Below are 18,509 nucleotides of genomic sequence, written 5' to 3'. Positions count from 1 at the left end.
AATAGCAACGTGGCGTTGATCGCAGGTGAATGGAAAAGGTCTATTCTAGAGCCGATTCAGAATAGCCGCGTCCAAATGGCAACCTGCCGGCAGCGTTTCCGTAAAAGCGATTTGCCTGGATGGTGGTCGAGCGACGTCGGATCTGGATCGTCGTTGTATTCAAAGACGAAGGAGCATTATGGCCGCCCCCAAACATCCGAAAAAATCTCATCCCACCAAGCACCCCAAGCCGGCGCCTGACCCGTCCGCGCCGACTCCGCCAACAGCATCGGATCCGACGCCCGCGCCTGCTCCCGCGCCTGGGCAGCCGGTCTTCGCGCAGCCGACGCCAAGCCCTGACCCTTCCGGCTTCGTCGACACGACCTCCGATGAGGGCGACTACAGCCTCAATGATCCCACCCTGCAGGAACCTATCCCCGAGGCGCGTGGAGGCGCTACGGAGCCGATCCTGACGCTGGCGCAGGTTTGGGGCGATGCCGGCTCCGCGGTGGTTAGCAAGATCGAGGAATCCGCACAGACTGTCTTTCATTCGGTAGGAGATACGGGGAGCGTAAAAGGTCCGCAGAACCAATCGCTCGTGGCCGACAAGATGGTCGCGGACTTCGATGAAGCCGATGCCGCAGACGTCCCGTCGTTCTTTTTTCATCTCGGCGATGTCGTCTACAACTTTGGCGAGGGAGCGTATTACTATGACCAGTTCTACGAGCCTTACCGCCACTACCCGGCGCCGATCGTTGCGATTGCCGGCAATCATGACGGGGTCGTCTACAAGACCGATCCTTCCCCGACTCTGCAAGCTTTCCTGAGAAATTTCTGCTCCGAAACTCCAGTCGTCAGTACCGATGCCGGCGGCCTTTCGCGAACGGCCATGATCCAACCAGGCGTCTATTACACTTTTGACGCTCCGTTTGTGCGCATTCTGGGCATATACAGCAATGTGTTGGAGGATCCCGGGGTGATCTCGAGTGAAGGGAACCCGGCGTCGCCGGTAAGCGATATCCAACTGAGTTTTCTCACCACCGCTCTGGGACGGGCGAAGAGCGAAAGTTATGCGGGAGCGCTGCTCATCGCCGTCCATCATCCGCCTTTCACCTATGGATCCCAGCATTCCGGCAGTCCGCGGATGCTGCAGGACATCGATCAGGCGGCGACCACTGCTGGGTTCTGGCCTCACGCAGTGCTCTCCGGCCATGCCCACAATTACCAGCGGTTCACACGGCAGGTGAACAACACGCAGATCCCATACATCATTGCTGGATGTGGCGGCCACAATGTCAACAAGCTCCAGTCGGGCTCGAATGGCGCCATCCGCACACCGGTGAGCATCAGCAGTACTCTCACCTTTGAAAATTATGACGATAGCGGCTACGGCTATCTCCGGATCATTGTGACCGCCGAGACCCTGCGGATCGAGTTTCATCCTGCGTCCGACGGAGCCGGAGCGAAGACTCCAGACGACGTGGTCACGGTGAATATCCAGAACCGGACGGTGTCGTAAAGCTGGCGAAAACAAGTTGAGCCGAAACCGAATCGTTCGACCCGCCGCTTCGTACGCCGTCAGGAGGTCAGAGTTCGGGATGGAAAAGTGGGAGTTTGCACGAGGCGGACGCCTTCGTGCAAGAATGCTCCCAGAGGGACCATGCTGCTCGAACTGCGGGCTGAAAATTATGCGGTGATCGATCACGCGGTCGCCGTCTTTGGGCCTGGGCTGAACCTGCTGACTGGTGAGACGGGCGCGGGGAAATCGATTCTGGTGGACGCTCTGGCGCTGCTAATGGGTGATAAGGCCTCTTCGGACATGGTTCGCCACGGAGCGGACCGGGCCGTAGTGGCCTGTGTTTTTGAGAGTACGGCTGGGGCAGAGGCCGCGCTGGAGGCGAACGGACTTGACGGCGATGGCGAAGAGGTCATTCTGCGGCGCGAGATTCTTCCGAACGGCAAGGGTCGCGTCTATGTGAATAACCAGCCGGCGACAGTGACCGTTTTGCGTCAGTTGGCCCCAGAACTGGCGCTGATCCATGCTCAGTCTGAGACGCTGGGCGCCTTTGACGCGGCCCAGCAGCGTGGCCTGCTGGACCGGTTTGCCGGGATCTCTGCCGATGGGGAGCTGGCAACGGCAGTCTCGGCGGCATTTGCGAATTGGCGCGAGATTTCTACCCGCCTGGACGATCTCGAGCGCGATGAACAGGACCGGCTCCGGGCGGCTGATCTCTGGAGCTTTCAGAACAAAGAGATTGCCGGCGTTCGGCCGGTCGCAGGAGAAGACGAAGCTCTCGAAAATGAGCGGCGCATCCTCGCGAATGCCGAGAAGCTTTACGCGGCGGCGATGAGTGCTTATGAACTGCTGTACGAGGGAAGCAGTTCGGCGGAAGGAAATCTGCGGGCTGCTGAGAAGCACCTTGACGAACTGGCTCGCTTCGATCACAAGTTTGTAGAGACAGCGGAGCAGCTTGCCTCGGCGCGGGCGGTGGTTGAGGATGTTGGTGCAACCGTTCGCGATTACGCCGAGAGTATTCAGGCGTCGCCCGAGAGGCTGGCGGAGATTGAAGACCGTCTGGCCTTGTTGGAACGGCTGAAGCGCAAATACGGATCAACGCTCAGCGAGGTCATCGCCTATGGCGAGGAGGTTTCCGCGAAGCTGGCGGAGATTGAGAATCGTGACGAAGTCCTGAAAAGCCTCAAGGCGGATCTGTTGCGAGCAGCGGAGCGCTATTGTTCGGCGGCTGCTTCGCTCAGCAAAGAACGGATTGCGGCGGCCAAGCGATTGGAAAAGCTCGCCGAGCACCAGATCAACGACCTGGCCATGAAGGTGAAGTTCGCGGTGGGAGTCGCCTCGAGGCAAGAAGAGACCTTTTGGACGTCGCATGGCTGGGACACGGTCGAATGCCGGATTGCGACGAATGCTGGCGAGCCGCTGAAGCCGCTTGATGAGATTGCCTCGGGCGGCGAAATGTCCCGGGTGCTGCTCGCGTTGAAGGTCAGCGTTGAAGAGGGAGCTAACCTGGCTGCCTCCCATGCTTCGGCAAAGGGAGGAAAGAAGAAAACAGCGGCGCCGCGCACGTTGGTTTTCGACGAAATCGACATCGGCATTGGGGGGCGCGCGGCTGAAGCGGTGGGCCAGAAGCTGAAGGAGCTATCGCGCGCGCAACAGATCTTGTGCGTGACCCATCTGCCGCAAATAGCCGCCTTTGCCGACCAACACTTCCTCATCGAAAAACGCGAACATCAGGGGCGAACCAAGACGGCGATCCGGCTGATGGATGAGTCCGAAAGAACGCAGGAGATTGCGCGAATGCTCAGCGGAGCCGCGGTGACCGAGACCTCGGTGAAGCATGCTGAACAGTTGTTGCGTGGCAGCCGGTAGGTGGTGGCGCACCCTTAGGGACGGACGAGTAGAATCGTTGAAGGAGTAGCCTCCATGGGATCGTCTTTAGAGCTATTGACTCTGCCTGCGAAGATTGTCCCTGCCGCTCGCCTGAGCGATGACGAATTTCTTGCTTTCTGCAAAGCCAACGAGCCCTATCAGTTTGAGATGAATGAGAGGGGAGAAATCCTCGTGATGACTCCACTGGGCCTGAAGGGCAGCAATATCGAGGGCTATGTCTTCCGCAAGCTGGATGATTGGGTAGAGCATACAGGCAACGGTTTCGCGGTCAACGCCAACGCGGGATTTCGCCTGCCGGATACATCCTTGCGTCTGCCAGATGCGGCTTGGATTTCGTCTGAACGTTGGAACTCCTTGACGCCGGCACAGCAAGAGGAATTTGGTCAGTTTTGCCCCGATTTTGTGGTCGAGGTGCGCTCGCCGAGCGATCGCGCGGCTGCCGTCGAGAAAAAGATGCTGAAGTGGATAACGAACGGCGCCCAGCTTGCGTGGCTCATCGATCCGATTCGGAAGCTGGCGATCATCTACCGTCCTGGGCTAGCGCCGGAGACGATCCTCAAGCCGGAGTTCCTGGAAGGCAATCCGCCTGTCGAGGGTTTTCAGCTGAAGATGGAACGATTTTGGGCATAGACGCCCAGGAGTTGGGTTCGTACCATATCCGGTAATGCCTACCGAATCAAAGTGGTACTCCAAAGTCGTTCTCTTTGGAGAAGAGGCTTCGCCTGTATACTGGGAGATGTGACAGCCACGTCAACCAACACCTTCAATGCCGATCTGATTCAGGCTTTTCCCGATGCGGAGAAGCGCGTTCTCTTGCTGAAGCCGCGCGGCTTCTGCGCCGGCGTCGTGCGTGCGATCGACATCGTTCGCATAGCACTTGAGACCTTCGGCGCGCCAATCTATGTCCGTAAGGAAATTGTCCACAACCGCTTCGTGGTCAACGAATTGGCGGAGAAGGGCGCGATTTTCGTCGATGACATCGACGACGTTCCTTCGGGGATGCGGGTGATCTATAGCGCCCATGGCGTTTCGCCGGCGGTGCGTGAGCGCAGCAAGGAGCGCAAGCTCAAGGTGATCGATGCCACTTGCCCGCTGGTGACCAAGGTCCATGTCGAAGCGGTCAAGTTCGCCAAGCAGGGATATTCACTGGTGCTGATCGGCCATCGCGACCATGATGAGATCGAGGGCACGCTGGGCGAAGCGCCAGACGTGACCCAGGTAGTATCGAGTGCCGAAGAGGTCGAGTCGCTCGTGGTGCCCGATCCAGAGCGGGTCGCCTATCTTACTCAGACCACTTTGAGCCTCGATGAAGCACGCGACATCATTACCGCGTTAAAAGCCCGATTTCCGAAAATTGCCGGCCCCCATTCTCAAGATATTTGTTATGCCACGGAGAATCGCCAGGTGGCCGTCAAGAACGTGGCTCATGAGGCGGACCTGGTGCTGGTGGTCGGGTCGGACAACAGCTCGAATTCCAATCGGCTGGTGGAAGTATCGCGTAATTTGAGCACCCGAAGTCATCTCATAGAAAATTCGAGTTCGATTCAGCCGGAATGGCTGGAAGGGGTCAAGACGGTGGTCCTGACGGCCGGTGCATCGGCACCGGAAGTGCTGGTCGAAGACGTCGTAAATTATTTGCGTCAAAAGGGTTTTGGCAGCGTCGAAGAGGTAGAAGTGATGCCGGAGAATGTGCGCTTCGGGCTGCCCCCGGAGATCGTGCAAGCGATTGCCGCCGCTCCGGCGATCCCTGCGGTGAGCGCCTAATACTCGTGCCCCGCCTTTGATGAATGGAAGCAGGTCGATTATCGACAAGATGAGCGTACTCAGGGCAAGTGGAAAATTCGGGGTATCGAAGGCAGTCTCGCCGGAGCCAATCGAGCCTCCCACGCCAAGATTCGGCAGGATCGATGCATCCCTCGAGGATGTATCCGCGGCTGCTGAACACGCCAAGAATTATTTGCTGGGCCAGCAACATCCGGACGGCTATTGGTGTGGCGAGCTTGAAGCAGATTCGATGCTGGAAGCCGATTACATCTTCGGCCATGTACTGCTCGGCACCGGTGATCCTGGCAAGATGGGCCGGGCGATGAGCGAGATCCTTCGCTATCAGAACGAAGATGGCGGATGGTCGATTTATCCTGGCGGTCCATCGAATATCAGCTTGTCGGTAAAGTGCTACCTCGCCGGAAAGCTCATGGGGATGCCTGCTCAGGATCCCAGACTGGAGCGGGCGAGAGAGTGGATCCTGGAGCACGGTGGAGTGGTGGAATGCAACACCTTCACCAAAATTTATCTCTGCGCAATCGGCCAATACGATTACGACGCGGTGCCGGCGGTGCCGCCCGAGATCGTGCTGTTTCCGAACTGGTTCTATTTCAATATTTACGAGATCTCTTCCTGGTCACGGGCGATCCTGGTTCCGCTTTCCATTCTTTACGCCAAGAAGCCTTTCAAGAAGTTGGCGCCAGAGCAGGGGATTGACGAATTATTCGTAGGCGGACGGGAGAACGCCGACCTTCGGCTGCGTTTCGATCGGAAGAAGCTGGTGAGCTGGAGGAATTTCTTCCTGGTTGCCGACCGGTTAGTTCACCTCGCCGAGCGGGTCCATATCCGGCCCTTGCGTCAAGTCGCTCTGAAGAGAGCCGAGAAGTGGATGCTGGAACGGCTCGAAATGTCGGATGGCCTGGGCGCGATCTATCCGGCCATGCTGAATTCGATCATCGCGCTACGCCATCTTGGATATTCGGTGGACGATCCGCAGGTGATCCGGGCGATGGACGAGTTCGAGAAGCTGGGCATCGAAGATCCCGGCGTCCCCGATCAGATTGAGCCAACCTTTCGGATGCAGCCCTGTATGTCGCCGGTCTGGGACACGGCTTACGCGGTCTATGCACTTGGGGAAGCCGGAGTCTCGCGCAACGATTCTCGCTTGCTGAAGGCGGCTGACTGGATGCTGTCGAAGGAAGTCCGCCACAAGGGGGATTGGGCGGTCAAGGCGCCAAATGCCGAGCCGGGCGGGTGGTATTTCGAGTTCAATAATGAGTTTTATCCGGATGTCGACGATTCCGCGCAGGTTCTGCTTGCGCTGAACAAGGTCGACAATCCACGCGAGCGCTACCAGTACGATGTCTCGAAGCGGGCGATCGATTGGATCTTCGCCATGCAGTGCCAGAACGGTGGCTGGGCAAGCTTCGACAAAGACAACACCAAGATGATCTTTCAGTACATTCCGTTTGCTGACCATAACGCGATGCTGGATCCTCCGACCGTCGACATTACCGGGCGGATCTTGGAGATGCTCGCTACCTACGGTTATACGAGCAAAGACAAACGGGTCGAACGAGCGATCAAGTTCATCTATGACCAGCAGGAGCCGGACGGAAGCTGGTTTGGCCGCTGGGGCGTGAACTATATCTATGGGACCTTCCTGGTGTTGCGGGGGCTGGAAGCGATCGGAGTGTGGAATCACGAGCCGCAGATTCAACAGGCAGCGGAGTGGATCCGTATGGTGCAGAATTCCGATGGCGGCTGGGGCGAAAGCTGCGAGAGCTATGACGATCCAGGTACCCGCGGGGTTGGAGTCAGCACGCCGTCGCAGACCGCATGGGCGTTGCTGGGGCTATTGGCGGCGGGCGATACGCGAAGCGATTCAGTGGCCAAGGGAATTCGTTGGCTGCTGAGCCATCAGCGGACGGATGGATCCTGGGATGAAAGTCGTGGATCAGGGGCCGAAAAACAGGCGATCTATACCGGTACCGGCTTTCCCCGGGTGTTCTATCTGGCTTACCACCACTATCGCGATTATTTTCCGCTCCTGGCATTGACCACTTACCGCAAGTCGATGGAGCGCGGTGTTTAGCAGCAAACGGACGGAGTCACGAAGCAGTTCCGCAGCGGCTTGAGTTCCTGGCTTAGGAGATCAACAACAGGGCTTAGGAGATCAAGCAAGGCCGAAGCGGGGACTTTCGGCGAATACGGTTGCTGAGGTAAAGGAGATTGGATCCATGGCTGTACCGATTTCACAGATGTGGACGGTAGCGACGTACGTCCTGGGGCAAAAGCTGAAGGGACGCGAGCGGTATCCGCTGGTTCTGATGCTTGAGCCGCTTTTCCGCTGTAACCTAGCTTGCGCAGGTTGTGGCAAGGTGCAATATCCTCCGCATATTCTCAAGAAAAATCTCTCGCCCGCGGAATGCTTTGCGGCAGTCGAGGAGTGCGGCGCCCCAATGGTGAGCATCCCTGGCGGCGAGCCTTTGCTGCACCCGCAAATCGTCGAGATTGTCGAAGGCCTGGTTGCACGCAAGAAGTACGTCTATCTGTGCACTAACGCCCTCGAATTGAAGAAGCGTCTGCCGGAGTTTACCCCTTCGAAATACCTGACGTTCTCGGTGCATCTTGACGGTCAACGCGAACACCATGATTTCTCGGTCTGCCGCGAAGGCGGCTATGACATCGCTGTCGAGGGCGTTCGCGAGGCCGTAAAACGCGGCTTCCGGGTGACGACTAACACGACCCTTTTTGATGGCGCCGATGCCAACAGCGTGCGCGCCTTTTTCGACGAGGTCATGTCGATGGGGGTTGAAGGCATTGTGCTCTCACCGGGCTATACCTATGATAAGGCGCCGGATCAAAAGCACTTCCTCGGGCGCGCCCGTTCGCGGAGGCTCTTTCGGGCGATTCTGTCTAACCGGAAGAAAAGCTGGAAATTCAATATGTCGCCGCTCTTCCTTGAGTTCCTCATGGGCAAGCGGAGCTACAAATGCACACCCTGGGGCTCGCCAGCATATAACATCTTCGGTTGGCAGAAACCGTGTTACCTGCTGCAGGATGGTTATGTCGACACCTTTCAAGAGTTGATGAATTTAACCGATTGGGACGGTTACGGGACCGAAAGCGGAAATCCCAAGTGCGCGAACTGCATGGTCAGCTGCGGATACGAGCCGACCGCTGTCGATCATGGCTTTGGTTCGCTCAACGGGTTCCTCGGCATGGTCAAGGCGACGCTCTTCAACAAGTATGAAGATCGCGGCGCGCTCGATCTGCTGAACAAGCCAGCGCAGGGCGGTCACGGCACCCTTGTCCAGATCTCTGAACCCGTCGAAAGAGAAGTCGAGGAGTTGCGCGCTTGAGCGAAAGAGTTACAACGCCGGCCGCAGCTGATCCCGATAGCATCGAGGTCGCCGCCGGCTTCGAACACGAGAATCTCGAAGGCTGGATCCCTGAGTTGGCGTCTGATTCTGAGATCGTCGCCGCTCTCGACAAGGCTTTTGATTATCGCGGTGACATCACGATCACCGGCAAGGACGGAACCAAGTTCGATGGTTACATCTTCGACCGGCGACCGGGCAAGTCACTGAGTGAGTCGTTCGTGAGACTCTTTCCGGTGAATTCGAATGAGAAGCTCTCTATTTCTTACGCTGACATTGCCCGGCTGGAGTTTGGCAAAGACCGGGCAGCGGGCAAGCATTGGGAGCACTGGGTTGCGCAATATCAGCAGAAAAAAGCTGCGGGTGAAAAAAATATAGGCCTGCAGCCAGAGGCCTTGGACTAGAGGCCAATTTACTGGAATGGGGCTTCTTTATCCTCTCGCCACTTCTGGCGCGGAGTGTCGTCTTCCTTCTATATGAAAGTTTTTCTTACCGGCGCAACGGGCTTTGTTGGTAGTCATGTGGCGCGAGAACTTGCTAACAGGGGAGCTGGTCTCCGTCTGCTGACGCGGAAGACAAGTCGGCTGGACAATCTGAAGGGAATCGCCGGAGATAGCTTCGTCGGAGATCTGTGCGACCCAAGCACCCTGGAGATCGGGATCCGCGGCTGCGATGCGGTGATGCATGTGGCCGCCGACTATCGGCTGTGGGTACGGGACCCCAAAATGATGTATGCCGCCAATGTGGACGGTACGCGAGATCTGCTTCGACTGGCCCGCGAACAAGGCATCCCCCGCTTCGTTTACACCTCCAGCGTGGCGACGATGGGTTTCCGGAGGGACGGCACGATTGTCGATGAATCGACGCCGGTTTCTCTTGCCGACATGATCGGACATTACAAACGTTCGAAATATCTTGCCGAGCAAGAGGCCGTCCGCGCCGCCCGGCTTGGCCAGGCGGTCGTGATTCTCAATCCAACCACGCCGGTCGGTCCTCACGATCTCAAACCCACACCTACCGGAGGAATCATTGTTGACTTTCTCAACGGCAAGTTCCCGGCGTATGTCGATACCGGACTGAACCTGGTCGATGTATGCGAAGTAGCAAGGACGCACGCGGATGCACTCGAAGTGGGCAGTTTTGGCGAACGGTACATTCTCGGTGGCGAAAATCTCACCTTGAAGCAGATCCTGGATAAGCTTTCGGCGATCACTGGGCTCCCTTCTCCGACGGTGAAGGTGCCGCATGCGGTCGCCATGGCTTTTGCTTTTTTCGATGAGAACGTCACCGGCCGACTGCTCGGTAAAGAACCGCGAGCAACCGTAGAGGCGGTGAGGATGGGCAAGAAAATGATGTTCGCATCGTCGGCAAAGGCGGTGCGGGAATTAGGGTTTCGCCAGGTTCCGGTCTACCCTGCATTGCGCGCGGCCGTAGAGTGGTTTCAGCTTAACGGCTACGTCGGGGACCATCGAGGAAGCCGTTGAATTGAGATCCAGGATTGCTATCATCGCGGCGCTAGCGAGGGAGTTGCAGCCCCTGGTTCGCAATTGGAAGCGAGAGACCACCGCCGCAGGGGTCGTGGTCTACTCTTCGGAGAAGGCGATCGCCGCATTCGCAGGCATGGGTGCGGCGCGCGCCCATCTGGCTACCGAGGCTGCGTTGAGTTTTGGACCGGTCCACCAGCTTACCTCTGCCGGTTGGGCAGGGGGACTTCACAGTGGCTTGACGGCGGGAACGGTTTGCCCAGTTCACGCGGTCATCGACGCGTCATCGGGGCAACTTTACGAGATCAACGAGCCAAATGGGGCAGTAACCACCGACCTCGCGGGCAAAGGCATGCTTCTCGTAACCGTGGATCGTGTGGTTTCAGCGGAACAGAAGCATCGCTTAAGGGAGCGATTTGCTGCCGATCTCGTTGATATGGAGGCGGCATCAGTCGCTCGGGCCGCCCGCGCGCACCAGATTCCTTTTGCCTCCATCAAGGCGATTTCGGATGAGTATAACTTCGACCTGCCGGGAATGGAGCGTTTCATCTCGCCGCAAGGCCAATTCCAGGAGGGTTCTTTTGCGGCTTATGTGGCGCTGAGGCCGGGACTCTGGAAGCTGGTCGGCCGCATGGCGCGGGCCAGCTCGCGAGCGTCACTCAATCTATGTAACGAGCTGGAACGATTCCTGGCCGCAGACGAAAACCCGGGTAAAGCGTAGGATATGAGATGAAAATATGGCAACGATGACTGGAACAGGCCCATTTACCGTGGCAGGCTCTCTTCCCGCAAGGATGAAGGCGCCCGTCTACCGCGGTATCAACGATGTCCGGTTGGAGGAAATGCCGGTTCCCCAGATTGGGGCCGGCGAAGTCCTGATCCGAGTCCACTCTTGTGGCGTCTGCGGAACCGACCTGAAAAAGATCCATACCGGCTCCCATTCCGCGCCGCGCATCTTCGGCCATGAAACCGCCGGGGTGATCGCGGCGGTAGGTCGTGACGTCGCCGGTTTCCGGCCGGGCGACCGGGTGGTGGTTTTTCACCACGTTCCCTGCGGCGATTGCTATTACTGCCGCAAGAAGACATTCGCCCAATGCGACAGCTATAAACGGGTGGGCTGCACGGCGGGGTTTGAGCCCTCGGGCGGCGGATTCGCCGAGTATGTGCGGGTGATGGATTGGATCGTGAAACGAGGACTGGTCCGGATTCCGGACGATGTGCCTTTTGAGCAGGCCGCTTTTGTCGAGCCGGTCAATACCTGCTTCAAGGCGGTCCGCAATCTCAAGATCGAGGCAGATGAGACAGTGCTGGTGATCGGGCAGGGGCCCATAGGGATTTTGCTAGCCAGCCTGGCTTCCCGTTCCGGGGCCAAGGTGCTGACCTCGGATTTATATCCGGAGCGCCATAAGATTGCTGCGAATTATGGGCTTGCCCACCCGATCGATGCCTCCCGAGAAGACGTGATCGCCGTCACCAGAGCGGAGAGTGAAGGCCGCGGCGCGGACGTCGTGATTCTTGCCGTCGGCGGAAATTCGCTCATCCGCACGGCCATGGATGCAGCGCGCCCGGGCGGCAGAATTCTCCTCTTTGCTCAGACTCAACATGGTGAGGTGACAATTGACCCAGCAGTCGTTTGCATGGATGAAAAGAGCCTGATGGGTTCGTATAGCTCCTCCGCGGATATTCAGGAGGAAGGGGCTAAGCTGGTTTTTGAGGGATACCGTAACGGGTTTGATCTGACGCGCCTTATCTCCCACCGGTTCCCCATCGACCAAGCGGTCGAAGCAATTCAAATTGCGTCTAACCCTTGTGCCAGTTCGATGAAAGTCATGATCCATCCGGGGGCGTAGGTCCCACGCGTGGAGTGAAGAAATAGCGTGCCATGCTGACTCAGCTAACTGAAATGAACGCGGCGGTGTTGTACGGACAAGAGGATGTCCGGATTGAACGCGTTCCCATGCCCCACCCTGAGAAGGGCGAAATCGTGGTTGAGGTCCAAGCCGCGCTTACCTGTGGCACCGATCTCAAGACCTACCGCCGCGGCTATCACGCGAAGATGCTGGCGCTGCCTGCGCTTTTCGGGCATGAATTGGCCGGGGTAGTTGAAGCGGTTGGAGCGGGAGTCACCCGCTTCGCTGCAGGGATGCGAGTCGTGGCGCTGAACTCGGCCCCATGCGGTAAATGTTTCTGGTGTGCGCGCCAGCAGGAAAATCTCTGCGAAGACCTCTTATTTAACAATGGAGCGTATGCGGAATATATCCGTATACCCGCCCGCATTGTTGAAAAGAACACGCTGGTCGTTCCCTCGCATGTGCCACTGGAGCATGCGGCGCTGACCGAGCCGCTGGCATGTGTCGTTCGTGGGCTGGAAGAGAGCGGGGCCCGTCCTGGAGATACGATCTCGGTGATTGGCGCCGGTCCGATCGGGCTCATGTTTATTCATGCCGCCGCATTGAGCGGCCTGCGCGTCATCGCGGTGGTGAAACGTCCGGAGCAAGTGGAAAGCGCTCGACTATTCGGCGCGGAAGAGATTGTGCGGACCACCGGCACGCGCGATGTGATCGCCGCCGTTCGCGGATTTACTGAAAAAGGCCGGGGCGTCGATATCGCCATTGACGCCGCGGCTACCCCGATGACGTGGCAGTGGGCGGTCGATATGGTTCGCAGAGGCGGCACGGTCAATTTTTTTGGCGGCTGCGCTGTAGGAACTCGCGTCTCGCTCGACACCAACAGGCTGCACTATAACGACATCACCCTAAAGGCCAGCTTTCACCATACCCCGGCCACCTGCCGCAGGGCCTTCGATCTGGTGGTGAGCGGGCGCTTCAAATGTAGTGAATACATTACCGGCCGCGCCCGGTTGATGGAACTGAACAGTGTCTTCCGCAAATTGATGGACCGCTCGAACGACATCAAGACGGCCATCATTCCTTGATCCTTCTCCTGAGATAATGTTTCGGAGATGCATCAGCTATACACCAATAGATCGAGCGGAGCGCATGGCATTGCCCGTCTTGCAGAGCCAGGAAGAATCGACATCTGAGAGATCGAACTCGTGCGACAGCAAACGGCAGAGTAGCCGAGAGGTGGCTGCTTAACTATGCAGGTTGCGGAAGCCTATCAAATCTGCAGAGAGATCGCGCGTAAGGAAGCTAAGAACTTCTATTACTCCTTTGTCGCATTACCTCCGGCGAAGCGCAACGCGATCTGCGCAGTCTACGCCTTTATGCGCCATGCGGACGATCTTTCCGACGATGAAAGCCTGCCGATCGACCAACGGCGTGCGAATCTCGAGCAGTGGCTTATTGCCTGGCGCGAAGCATCGTGTCGAGAAACATCGCATGACGGAGATACCAACGATCCCGTCTTTGTTGCGCTCTCCGATGCGCAGCGCCGCTTCGATATACCTAACCAGTTACTCGAGCAGTTAGTGGAAGGGACGACAATGGACCTTTCCCGCGAAGCTGTTCAGGGCAATTCCGCGACCGGCGATTACCAGACTTATCCGGCTTTCGCCGATCTCTATCAATACTGCTACTTAGTCGCATCCGTCGTGGGTCTGGTATGCATCCGCATCTTCGGCTATCAAGATAAGCGAGCGGAAAAGCTTGCCGAGGAGACCGGGATTGCTTTCCAACTGACAAATATTCTGCGCGATGTGCGCGAAGATGCAGAGCGCCGCCGAGTCTATCTTCCCCGCGAAGACTTAGGCCGCTTCGGGGTAAGTGTGGAACAGTTATCGAGTCTTGGCGGAGCCGCGCCGGCCGAGCTTCGCGAGCTGCTGCGGTTCGAAGCGGAACGGGCCGAGCGATACTATCAATCAGGTCGAGAACTGTTGCCGTTGATCGTCCCAGACAGCCGTCCGGCAATGTGGGTGCTGATTACTATCTACCACCGGCTGTTACACAGGATCAAAGCTTCGAATTACGAGGTGTTTCGTTCGCGGGTCAGAGTGCCGACCTATGAGAAACTTGCCATCCTTGCCTGGGGCATTCTCCGGGTGCTCGGCAACCGGTTGCTGCTGCGCGTCTGAAAGTATTGGTAGGAGACAAGGGCTTTCCTCCTCCTTCAACTTGGGATACAGGTGCGCCGTTCGGTTTTAGAGTCACTGAGACCGCAGGGAACAGGTGGATCCGCGTGCATCGGAAGCCCGGTGCACTCTCACCATTTCGCATTCGAGAATGGTTCTAGGATCATCGACCAGATCGAGCCAGCCCTCATACGGAACATACCCATCCAGATTGGCTCTCACGTAGTATCTTCCGCGATAGAAGCGACGCTCGCCGCCCTGACTGACAACTGGCATGCACCTTTCACAATGATCAAAGCTCAAGTGGACCCCCTCGGCCTCAACGGGGGTCGTTCTGAAGACGAGGTCGATGCCAAGGTTGCCTGAGGCGGCGCCTAGCGTGGTTATGGCGTCCTTTAAGTCCCGAAACGCCTTCTCCGCGACAGGCGCGGGCGTCGATGGATCGGCGCTCTCCGGCAGAGTTGCCAGCACTTGAGGAAAGTGCTGGCGTAGCGGATGCAGCGTAGCCTCGCGGAGTGCCTGGTTGAACTCCGACTGAGTCGCGTCGAGCAGTGTCAGCAGATCCGAAGTTACGTAGGACTGGACAGTCTGGCCGTCGGCCTGAGCACTCTGCGCGGAGACCAAACTCGCCTGTACTTGCGCGATCCTCTTAAGCAAGTTCTCCTGAATCGCTTTGACGTCGGCGGCAAGTTTTTCCTGGGTGACGCGATATTCCTCCTCGCCGGCAAAGGTGGTCCAGCGGTCGTCTTCGACCCCGCGGAAATCAACCGGCTTAGTCTGTACGCGGAGGTGATAAAGGGCACGAAGATGGGCGATCGCCGGGGTTGCGGTCACCAGGCCGTTGGTGTCGCAAAACACTGGAGTGTTGACATCGATTGCGCCGCACACCAACAGCGGCTTGCCACTCTCATCGACTCCCAGGTCGGCGATGCCGTTCTTGATATCGTTCACCAGGTCAGGGGTCAGGTTCGAAGCAGGCTGTTGGGCCGTCGCTAACCTTTGTGTCGACGGATCAAGATAAATCGGTGAATTTCCGCGGTTGTGGGGCCGGTGCAGGGGCGCGAGCGGCGAGTAGTCGATGGATACGTCGACCATTCCCAGCGAGTTGATCCCGTAGGACCCTGTAAGCGTGCTCAGCACGGAGTCCAAGTCTGCACTGGTTGTGCAATGCAGCGAACCTCGAAGATCGGCGTTCGCCAGCCGGCGTTGGATATCAGCGTCACTCAATCCAAAGCTCGCGATCGTCAACCGGATAGCCGATTCCAACGCAGAACATACGTTCGAGTCAAATTGCGGACTTGGCGTCGGAATGCCTACAGCCAGTTCCAACTTCTTGGGATTGACCGTGCGGGAACTCGGGGCGGAGGCCGAAATGTATTCGGCCTCCTGATAGACCGTACTTCCGGCGCGTAATAACTGGATCGAATATCTGCCCGCGGGAACGATGAAATAGGCATCCCCCGTGCGGTCATAGCTCTGATGGCTCGCCAGATTTACCAGGCGTACGGTCATGTCGCTGCTTTGCGGCAACCGAACGACAGAGATGTCCTGTGCACAGGCACCCGCCCCCCAAAAAACCACGAGCAGGAATAAGAGCATCGCGGGTCGGGAATCGGAGGTTCGTCGAAGCATTGTGCATCCCCACGCGACAAAGACGCGAAGCGCCCACGGATCGTTCGGTCCCCGCACTCCTTAGCGCGGCAGGCAAACGGTGCTTGGTTCGCTCCTCGCCGATGAGGAGAGCAGCATCTTCAGCATGTCTACTTGCCGAGTCTACATCCTCGTATATTGCCGAGTTTACATCCCCGTATAGAGTGCGTATGGTTGCTATCATCTTTTTTCAAACTAGAAAGTGTTTCTAGAGACAACCATGATGCTTGGGATCAAACGGGTAGTTTCGTCCATGTGCGCCTTCGCGGCAATATCGCTGGGGGTAGGTTCGTGCTTCGCGCAGTCCGCGCCCAGCGCAGACGCCATTCTCGGCAAGATGACTCCGGAGCAGAAAATCGATTACATCGGCGGCACAGGGTTTGCGATCCGCGCCGAGCCAGAGCTTGGATTGCCGGCTTTGGAGATGTCGGATGGGCCGGTGGGGGTTCGCAGCAACTCCGGATTCAGATCGACGACCTATGCGGGAGGAATCGGTCTCGCCGCCACCTGGAATCCAGAGCTGGCCGAGGAGGTGGGCGCAGGGATTGGCAAGGATGCGCGGGCACGAGGCATTCACTTCATGTTAGGGCCGGGTGTCAATATCTACCGGTCACCGCGAAACGGCCGCAACTTCGAGTACTTCGGAGAGGATCCGTTTCTCTCTGCGGCGATGGCGGTCGGCTATATCGATGGAATGCAGAAACAAGGAGTCAGTTCGACGGTAAAGCACTATCTCGGCAACAACTCGGAATTTTTGCGGCACGATTCTGATTCGATCATCGACGAACGAAGTCTGCGGGAGATTTACATGCCCGCTTTTGAAGCGGCGGTCAAGAAGGCCCATGTTGGCGCGATCATGGACTCCTACAACCTCACCAACGGCCAGCATATGACCCAGAACAGCTACTTCAACACAGAAATTGCGCGGAAGGAGTGGGGATTCAACGGGGTGGTCATGTCCGATTGGGTGGCGACCTATGACGGCGTAGCGGCGGCGAACGGCGGCCTCGACATTGAGATGCCGACCGGTGCATTCATGAACCGCAAGAACCTTCTTCCTGCGCTCAAAGACGGCAGGGTGAAACAGGCGACGATCGACGAGAAGGTCCGCCATATTGTAGACACCGCAAACCGTTTCGGATGGTTAGCCCCGGGGTATCAGCAGACCGACCTCTCGCTTTCGACCTACGATCTCAATAACCAGGAAGTTGCCCTCAATGCGGCTCGAGAAGGCATCGTGCTGCTTAAAAATGAAGGCAAACTTCTGCCGCTCGACAAGACAAAGGTCAAGACCATCCTGGTTGTTGGACCGGACGCCTATCCGGCGGTGCCAGTTGGTGGCGGCAGTGCGGGCGTCGTTCCGTTTCATGGAGTCAGCGACCTGGAAGGCATAGCCGGATACCTCGGCAACAACGCCGTGGTCTACTATGAGCGCGGTCTGCCGACGATTCCCGATCTCGCTGCTCAGACGAACTTCACAACGACCGCACATGGCGGCAAGGCTGGCCTGATTGTGCAAAGCTTCAACAACGCGGAGCTCTCGGGACCGGCGGCGACGACGAAGACCATCTCTCACATTAATAGCGCCGGCTTCACCTGGCAGACCATGACGGAAGATATGGACACCATACTGGCGCTCTTTTCTTCGGGAGCTAAGCACGAGGTGTCCCGCCGTTGGATAGGCTACTACACGGCGAAAACGTCTGGGACCTACGAAATCGGAGTGCAGAGCTCAGGTGAGGGAGCAGGCAGTCGCGTTTATCTGGACGACAAGCTCATCATCGATGACTGGAGGTTGTGCCGCGCCTTTCAGCCGACGCTCACGGTTCAGCTCTCGGCCGGCCCGCATAAGGTGGTTGTCGAGGACAACCAGACTTCAATGTTTGGCGGCCGCATACGGCTGGCGATCGCCGACCAGGCAACGCTCGTCAGCGCAGCAGCAAAGACCCTGGCGGCGAAAGCCGATGTAGTCGTGGTCGCCGCTGGATTCGACCAGGACAGCGAATCGGAGGGGAGCGATCGCACCTTTGGCCTGCCTTTTGGCCAGGAGGAACTGATCAAGGAAATCTCCGCGGCCAACAAAAACACAATTGTCGCGGTGACTTCCGGCGGGAATGTCGACTCTTTGGCATGGCTGGACAAGGTTCCCGCTTACCTTGAGCAGTGGTATGGCGGTGAGGGGAGTGGAAGGGCTTTAGCGGAGGTTTTGTTCGGTGACGTCAATCCTTCCGGACATCTTCCAGCCACATTTGAACGCAAGGCTGAGGACAATCCTACTTTTGCGAATTATTACCCCGAGGGAGATTCGAAGAAAGTCACCTACAAGGAAGGAATCTTTGTTGGATATCGCGGGTATGAAAAGAACGGCGTAAAACCGCTCTTTCCTTTCGGCTATGGTCTGTCCTACACCACCTTCAAGTATGGCAACTTGACGGTGAACCAGGATGGCGGTTCCGGCGGGAACTACACCGTCGCCTTCGATGTCACAAATACCGGAGATCGCGCTGGCGCGACGGTCGCGCAGGTATATGTGGCCGACGATCACACCAGCATCGCGCATGCAGCCAAGCAGTTAAAGGGCTTCAGCAAGGTCAACCTCAAACCGGGAGAGACCCAACATTTGTCAGTGACCCTCGATGCGCGGGCCTTCGCGTACTACGATGTTTCGGCGAAACGCTGGAGGGTTTCGCCAGGGAACTTCGGAATACTGGTCGGCGAATCGTCGGTTGATCTTCCGCTGTCGGGTTCAGTCTCGGTATCCGCGGCGGAAAACGCGACTTTGCAATAACGCGGAGGAGAACCGGCATTTGACC

Annotated in this window: 14 protein-coding genes; 13 read left to right on the top strand and 1 reads right to left on the bottom strand. The window is 57.7% G+C overall.

Annotation, left to right across the window (positions count from 1 at the left end; translation table 11 throughout):
* Positions 1–178: 178 nt before the first annotated feature.
* From ACPOL_RS05810 to ACPOL_RS05755, 12 genes are all read left to right on the top strand, one after another.
* Positions 179–1,498, top strand: coding sequence for a metallophosphoesterase family protein (locus tag ACPOL_RS05810; protein WP_114206223.1), 1,320 nt, complete (start codon positions 179–181; stop codon positions 1,496–1,498).
* Between the two features lie 141 nt (positions 1,499–1,639).
* On the top strand, positions 1,640–3,364 hold the full coding sequence (gene recN, locus ACPOL_RS05805) for a DNA repair protein RecN (RefSeq protein WP_114206222.1): 1,725 nt from the start codon (positions 1,640–1,642) through the stop codon (positions 3,362–3,364).
* Between the two features lie 54 nt (positions 3,365–3,418).
* Positions 3,419–4,015: a Uma2 family endonuclease gene (locus ACPOL_RS05800; protein WP_114206221.1), complete on the top strand. Its 597-nt coding sequence runs from the start codon at positions 3,419–3,421 to the stop codon at positions 4,013–4,015.
* A 144-nt stretch (positions 4,016–4,159) separates the two neighbouring features.
* Entirely contained in the window at positions 4,160–5,149 is a 990-nt protein-coding gene (locus ACPOL_RS05795) for a 4-hydroxy-3-methylbut-2-enyl diphosphate reductase (RefSeq protein WP_236657509.1), read from the top strand.
* A gap of 49 nt (positions 5,150–5,198) precedes the next feature.
* Complete coding sequence (gene shc, locus ACPOL_RS05790) at positions 5,199–7,244, top strand: squalene--hopene cyclase (RefSeq protein ID WP_114206219.1); 2,046 nt, start codon at positions 5,199–5,201, stop codon at positions 7,242–7,244.
* A gap of 145 nt (positions 7,245–7,389) precedes the next feature.
* Positions 7,390–8,514 (top strand): adenosyl-hopene transferase HpnH, encoded by a 1,125-nt coding sequence (gene hpnH / locus ACPOL_RS05785; RefSeq protein ID WP_114206218.1) that lies wholly within the window; start codon positions 7,390–7,392, stop codon positions 8,512–8,514.
* Positions 8,511–8,936, top strand: a complete 426-nt coding sequence (locus ACPOL_RS05780) for a hypothetical protein (protein WP_114206217.1) — start codon at positions 8,511–8,513, stop codon at positions 8,934–8,936. The genes hpnH and ACPOL_RS05780 overlap by 4 nt, the downstream gene beginning before the upstream one ends.
* Positions 8,937–9,008: 72 nt before the next feature.
* Positions 9,009–10,016, top strand: coding sequence for a hopanoid-associated sugar epimerase (gene hpnA / locus ACPOL_RS05775; protein ID WP_114206216.1), 1,008 nt, complete (start codon positions 9,009–9,011; stop codon positions 10,014–10,016).
* Position 10,017: 1 nt separating this feature from the next.
* The gene (locus ACPOL_RS05770) at positions 10,018–10,737 is read left to right on the top strand and encodes a phosphorylase family protein (protein ID WP_114206215.1); all 720 of its coding nucleotides are present in this window, start codon (positions 10,018–10,020) and stop codon (positions 10,735–10,737) included.
* 25 nt (positions 10,738–10,762) lie between these two features.
* The gene (locus tag ACPOL_RS05765) at positions 10,763–11,866 is read left to right on the top strand and encodes a zinc-dependent dehydrogenase (protein ID WP_114210615.1); all 1,104 of its coding nucleotides are present in this window, start codon (positions 10,763–10,765) and stop codon (positions 11,864–11,866) included.
* Between the two features lie 32 nt (positions 11,867–11,898).
* Positions 11,899–12,951, top strand: a complete 1,053-nt coding sequence (locus tag ACPOL_RS05760; RefSeq protein ID WP_236657258.1) for a zinc-dependent alcohol dehydrogenase — start codon at positions 11,899–11,901, stop codon at positions 12,949–12,951.
* Between the two features lie 165 nt (positions 12,952–13,116).
* Positions 13,117–14,049 (top strand): phytoene/squalene synthase family protein, encoded by a 933-nt coding sequence (locus ACPOL_RS05755; protein WP_114206214.1) that lies wholly within the window; start codon positions 13,117–13,119, stop codon positions 14,047–14,049.
* 72 nt (positions 14,050–14,121) lie between these two features.
* Here the strand turns inward: ACPOL_RS05755 and ACPOL_RS05750 are convergent, their stop codons facing one another.
* Positions 14,122–15,678, bottom strand: coding sequence for a hypothetical protein (locus ACPOL_RS05750; protein WP_150132918.1), 1,557 nt, complete (start codon positions 15,676–15,678; stop codon positions 14,122–14,124).
* Between the two features lie 238 nt (positions 15,679–15,916).
* On the opposite strand from ACPOL_RS05750, the gene ACPOL_RS05745 reads away from it, so the two are divergent.
* Positions 15,917–18,484, top strand: a complete 2,568-nt coding sequence (locus ACPOL_RS05745) for a beta-glucosidase H (protein ID WP_114206212.1) — start codon at positions 15,917–15,919, stop codon at positions 18,482–18,484.
* Positions 18,485–18,509: the final 25 nt, after the last annotated feature.

The sequence above is a fragment of the Acidisarcina polymorpha genome (genome assembly GCF_003330725.1).
Lineage (GTDB): Bacteria > Acidobacteriota > Terriglobia > Terriglobales > Acidobacteriaceae > Acidisarcina > Acidisarcina polymorpha.
This window is presented reverse-complemented; position numbering and strand designations above follow the sequence as displayed.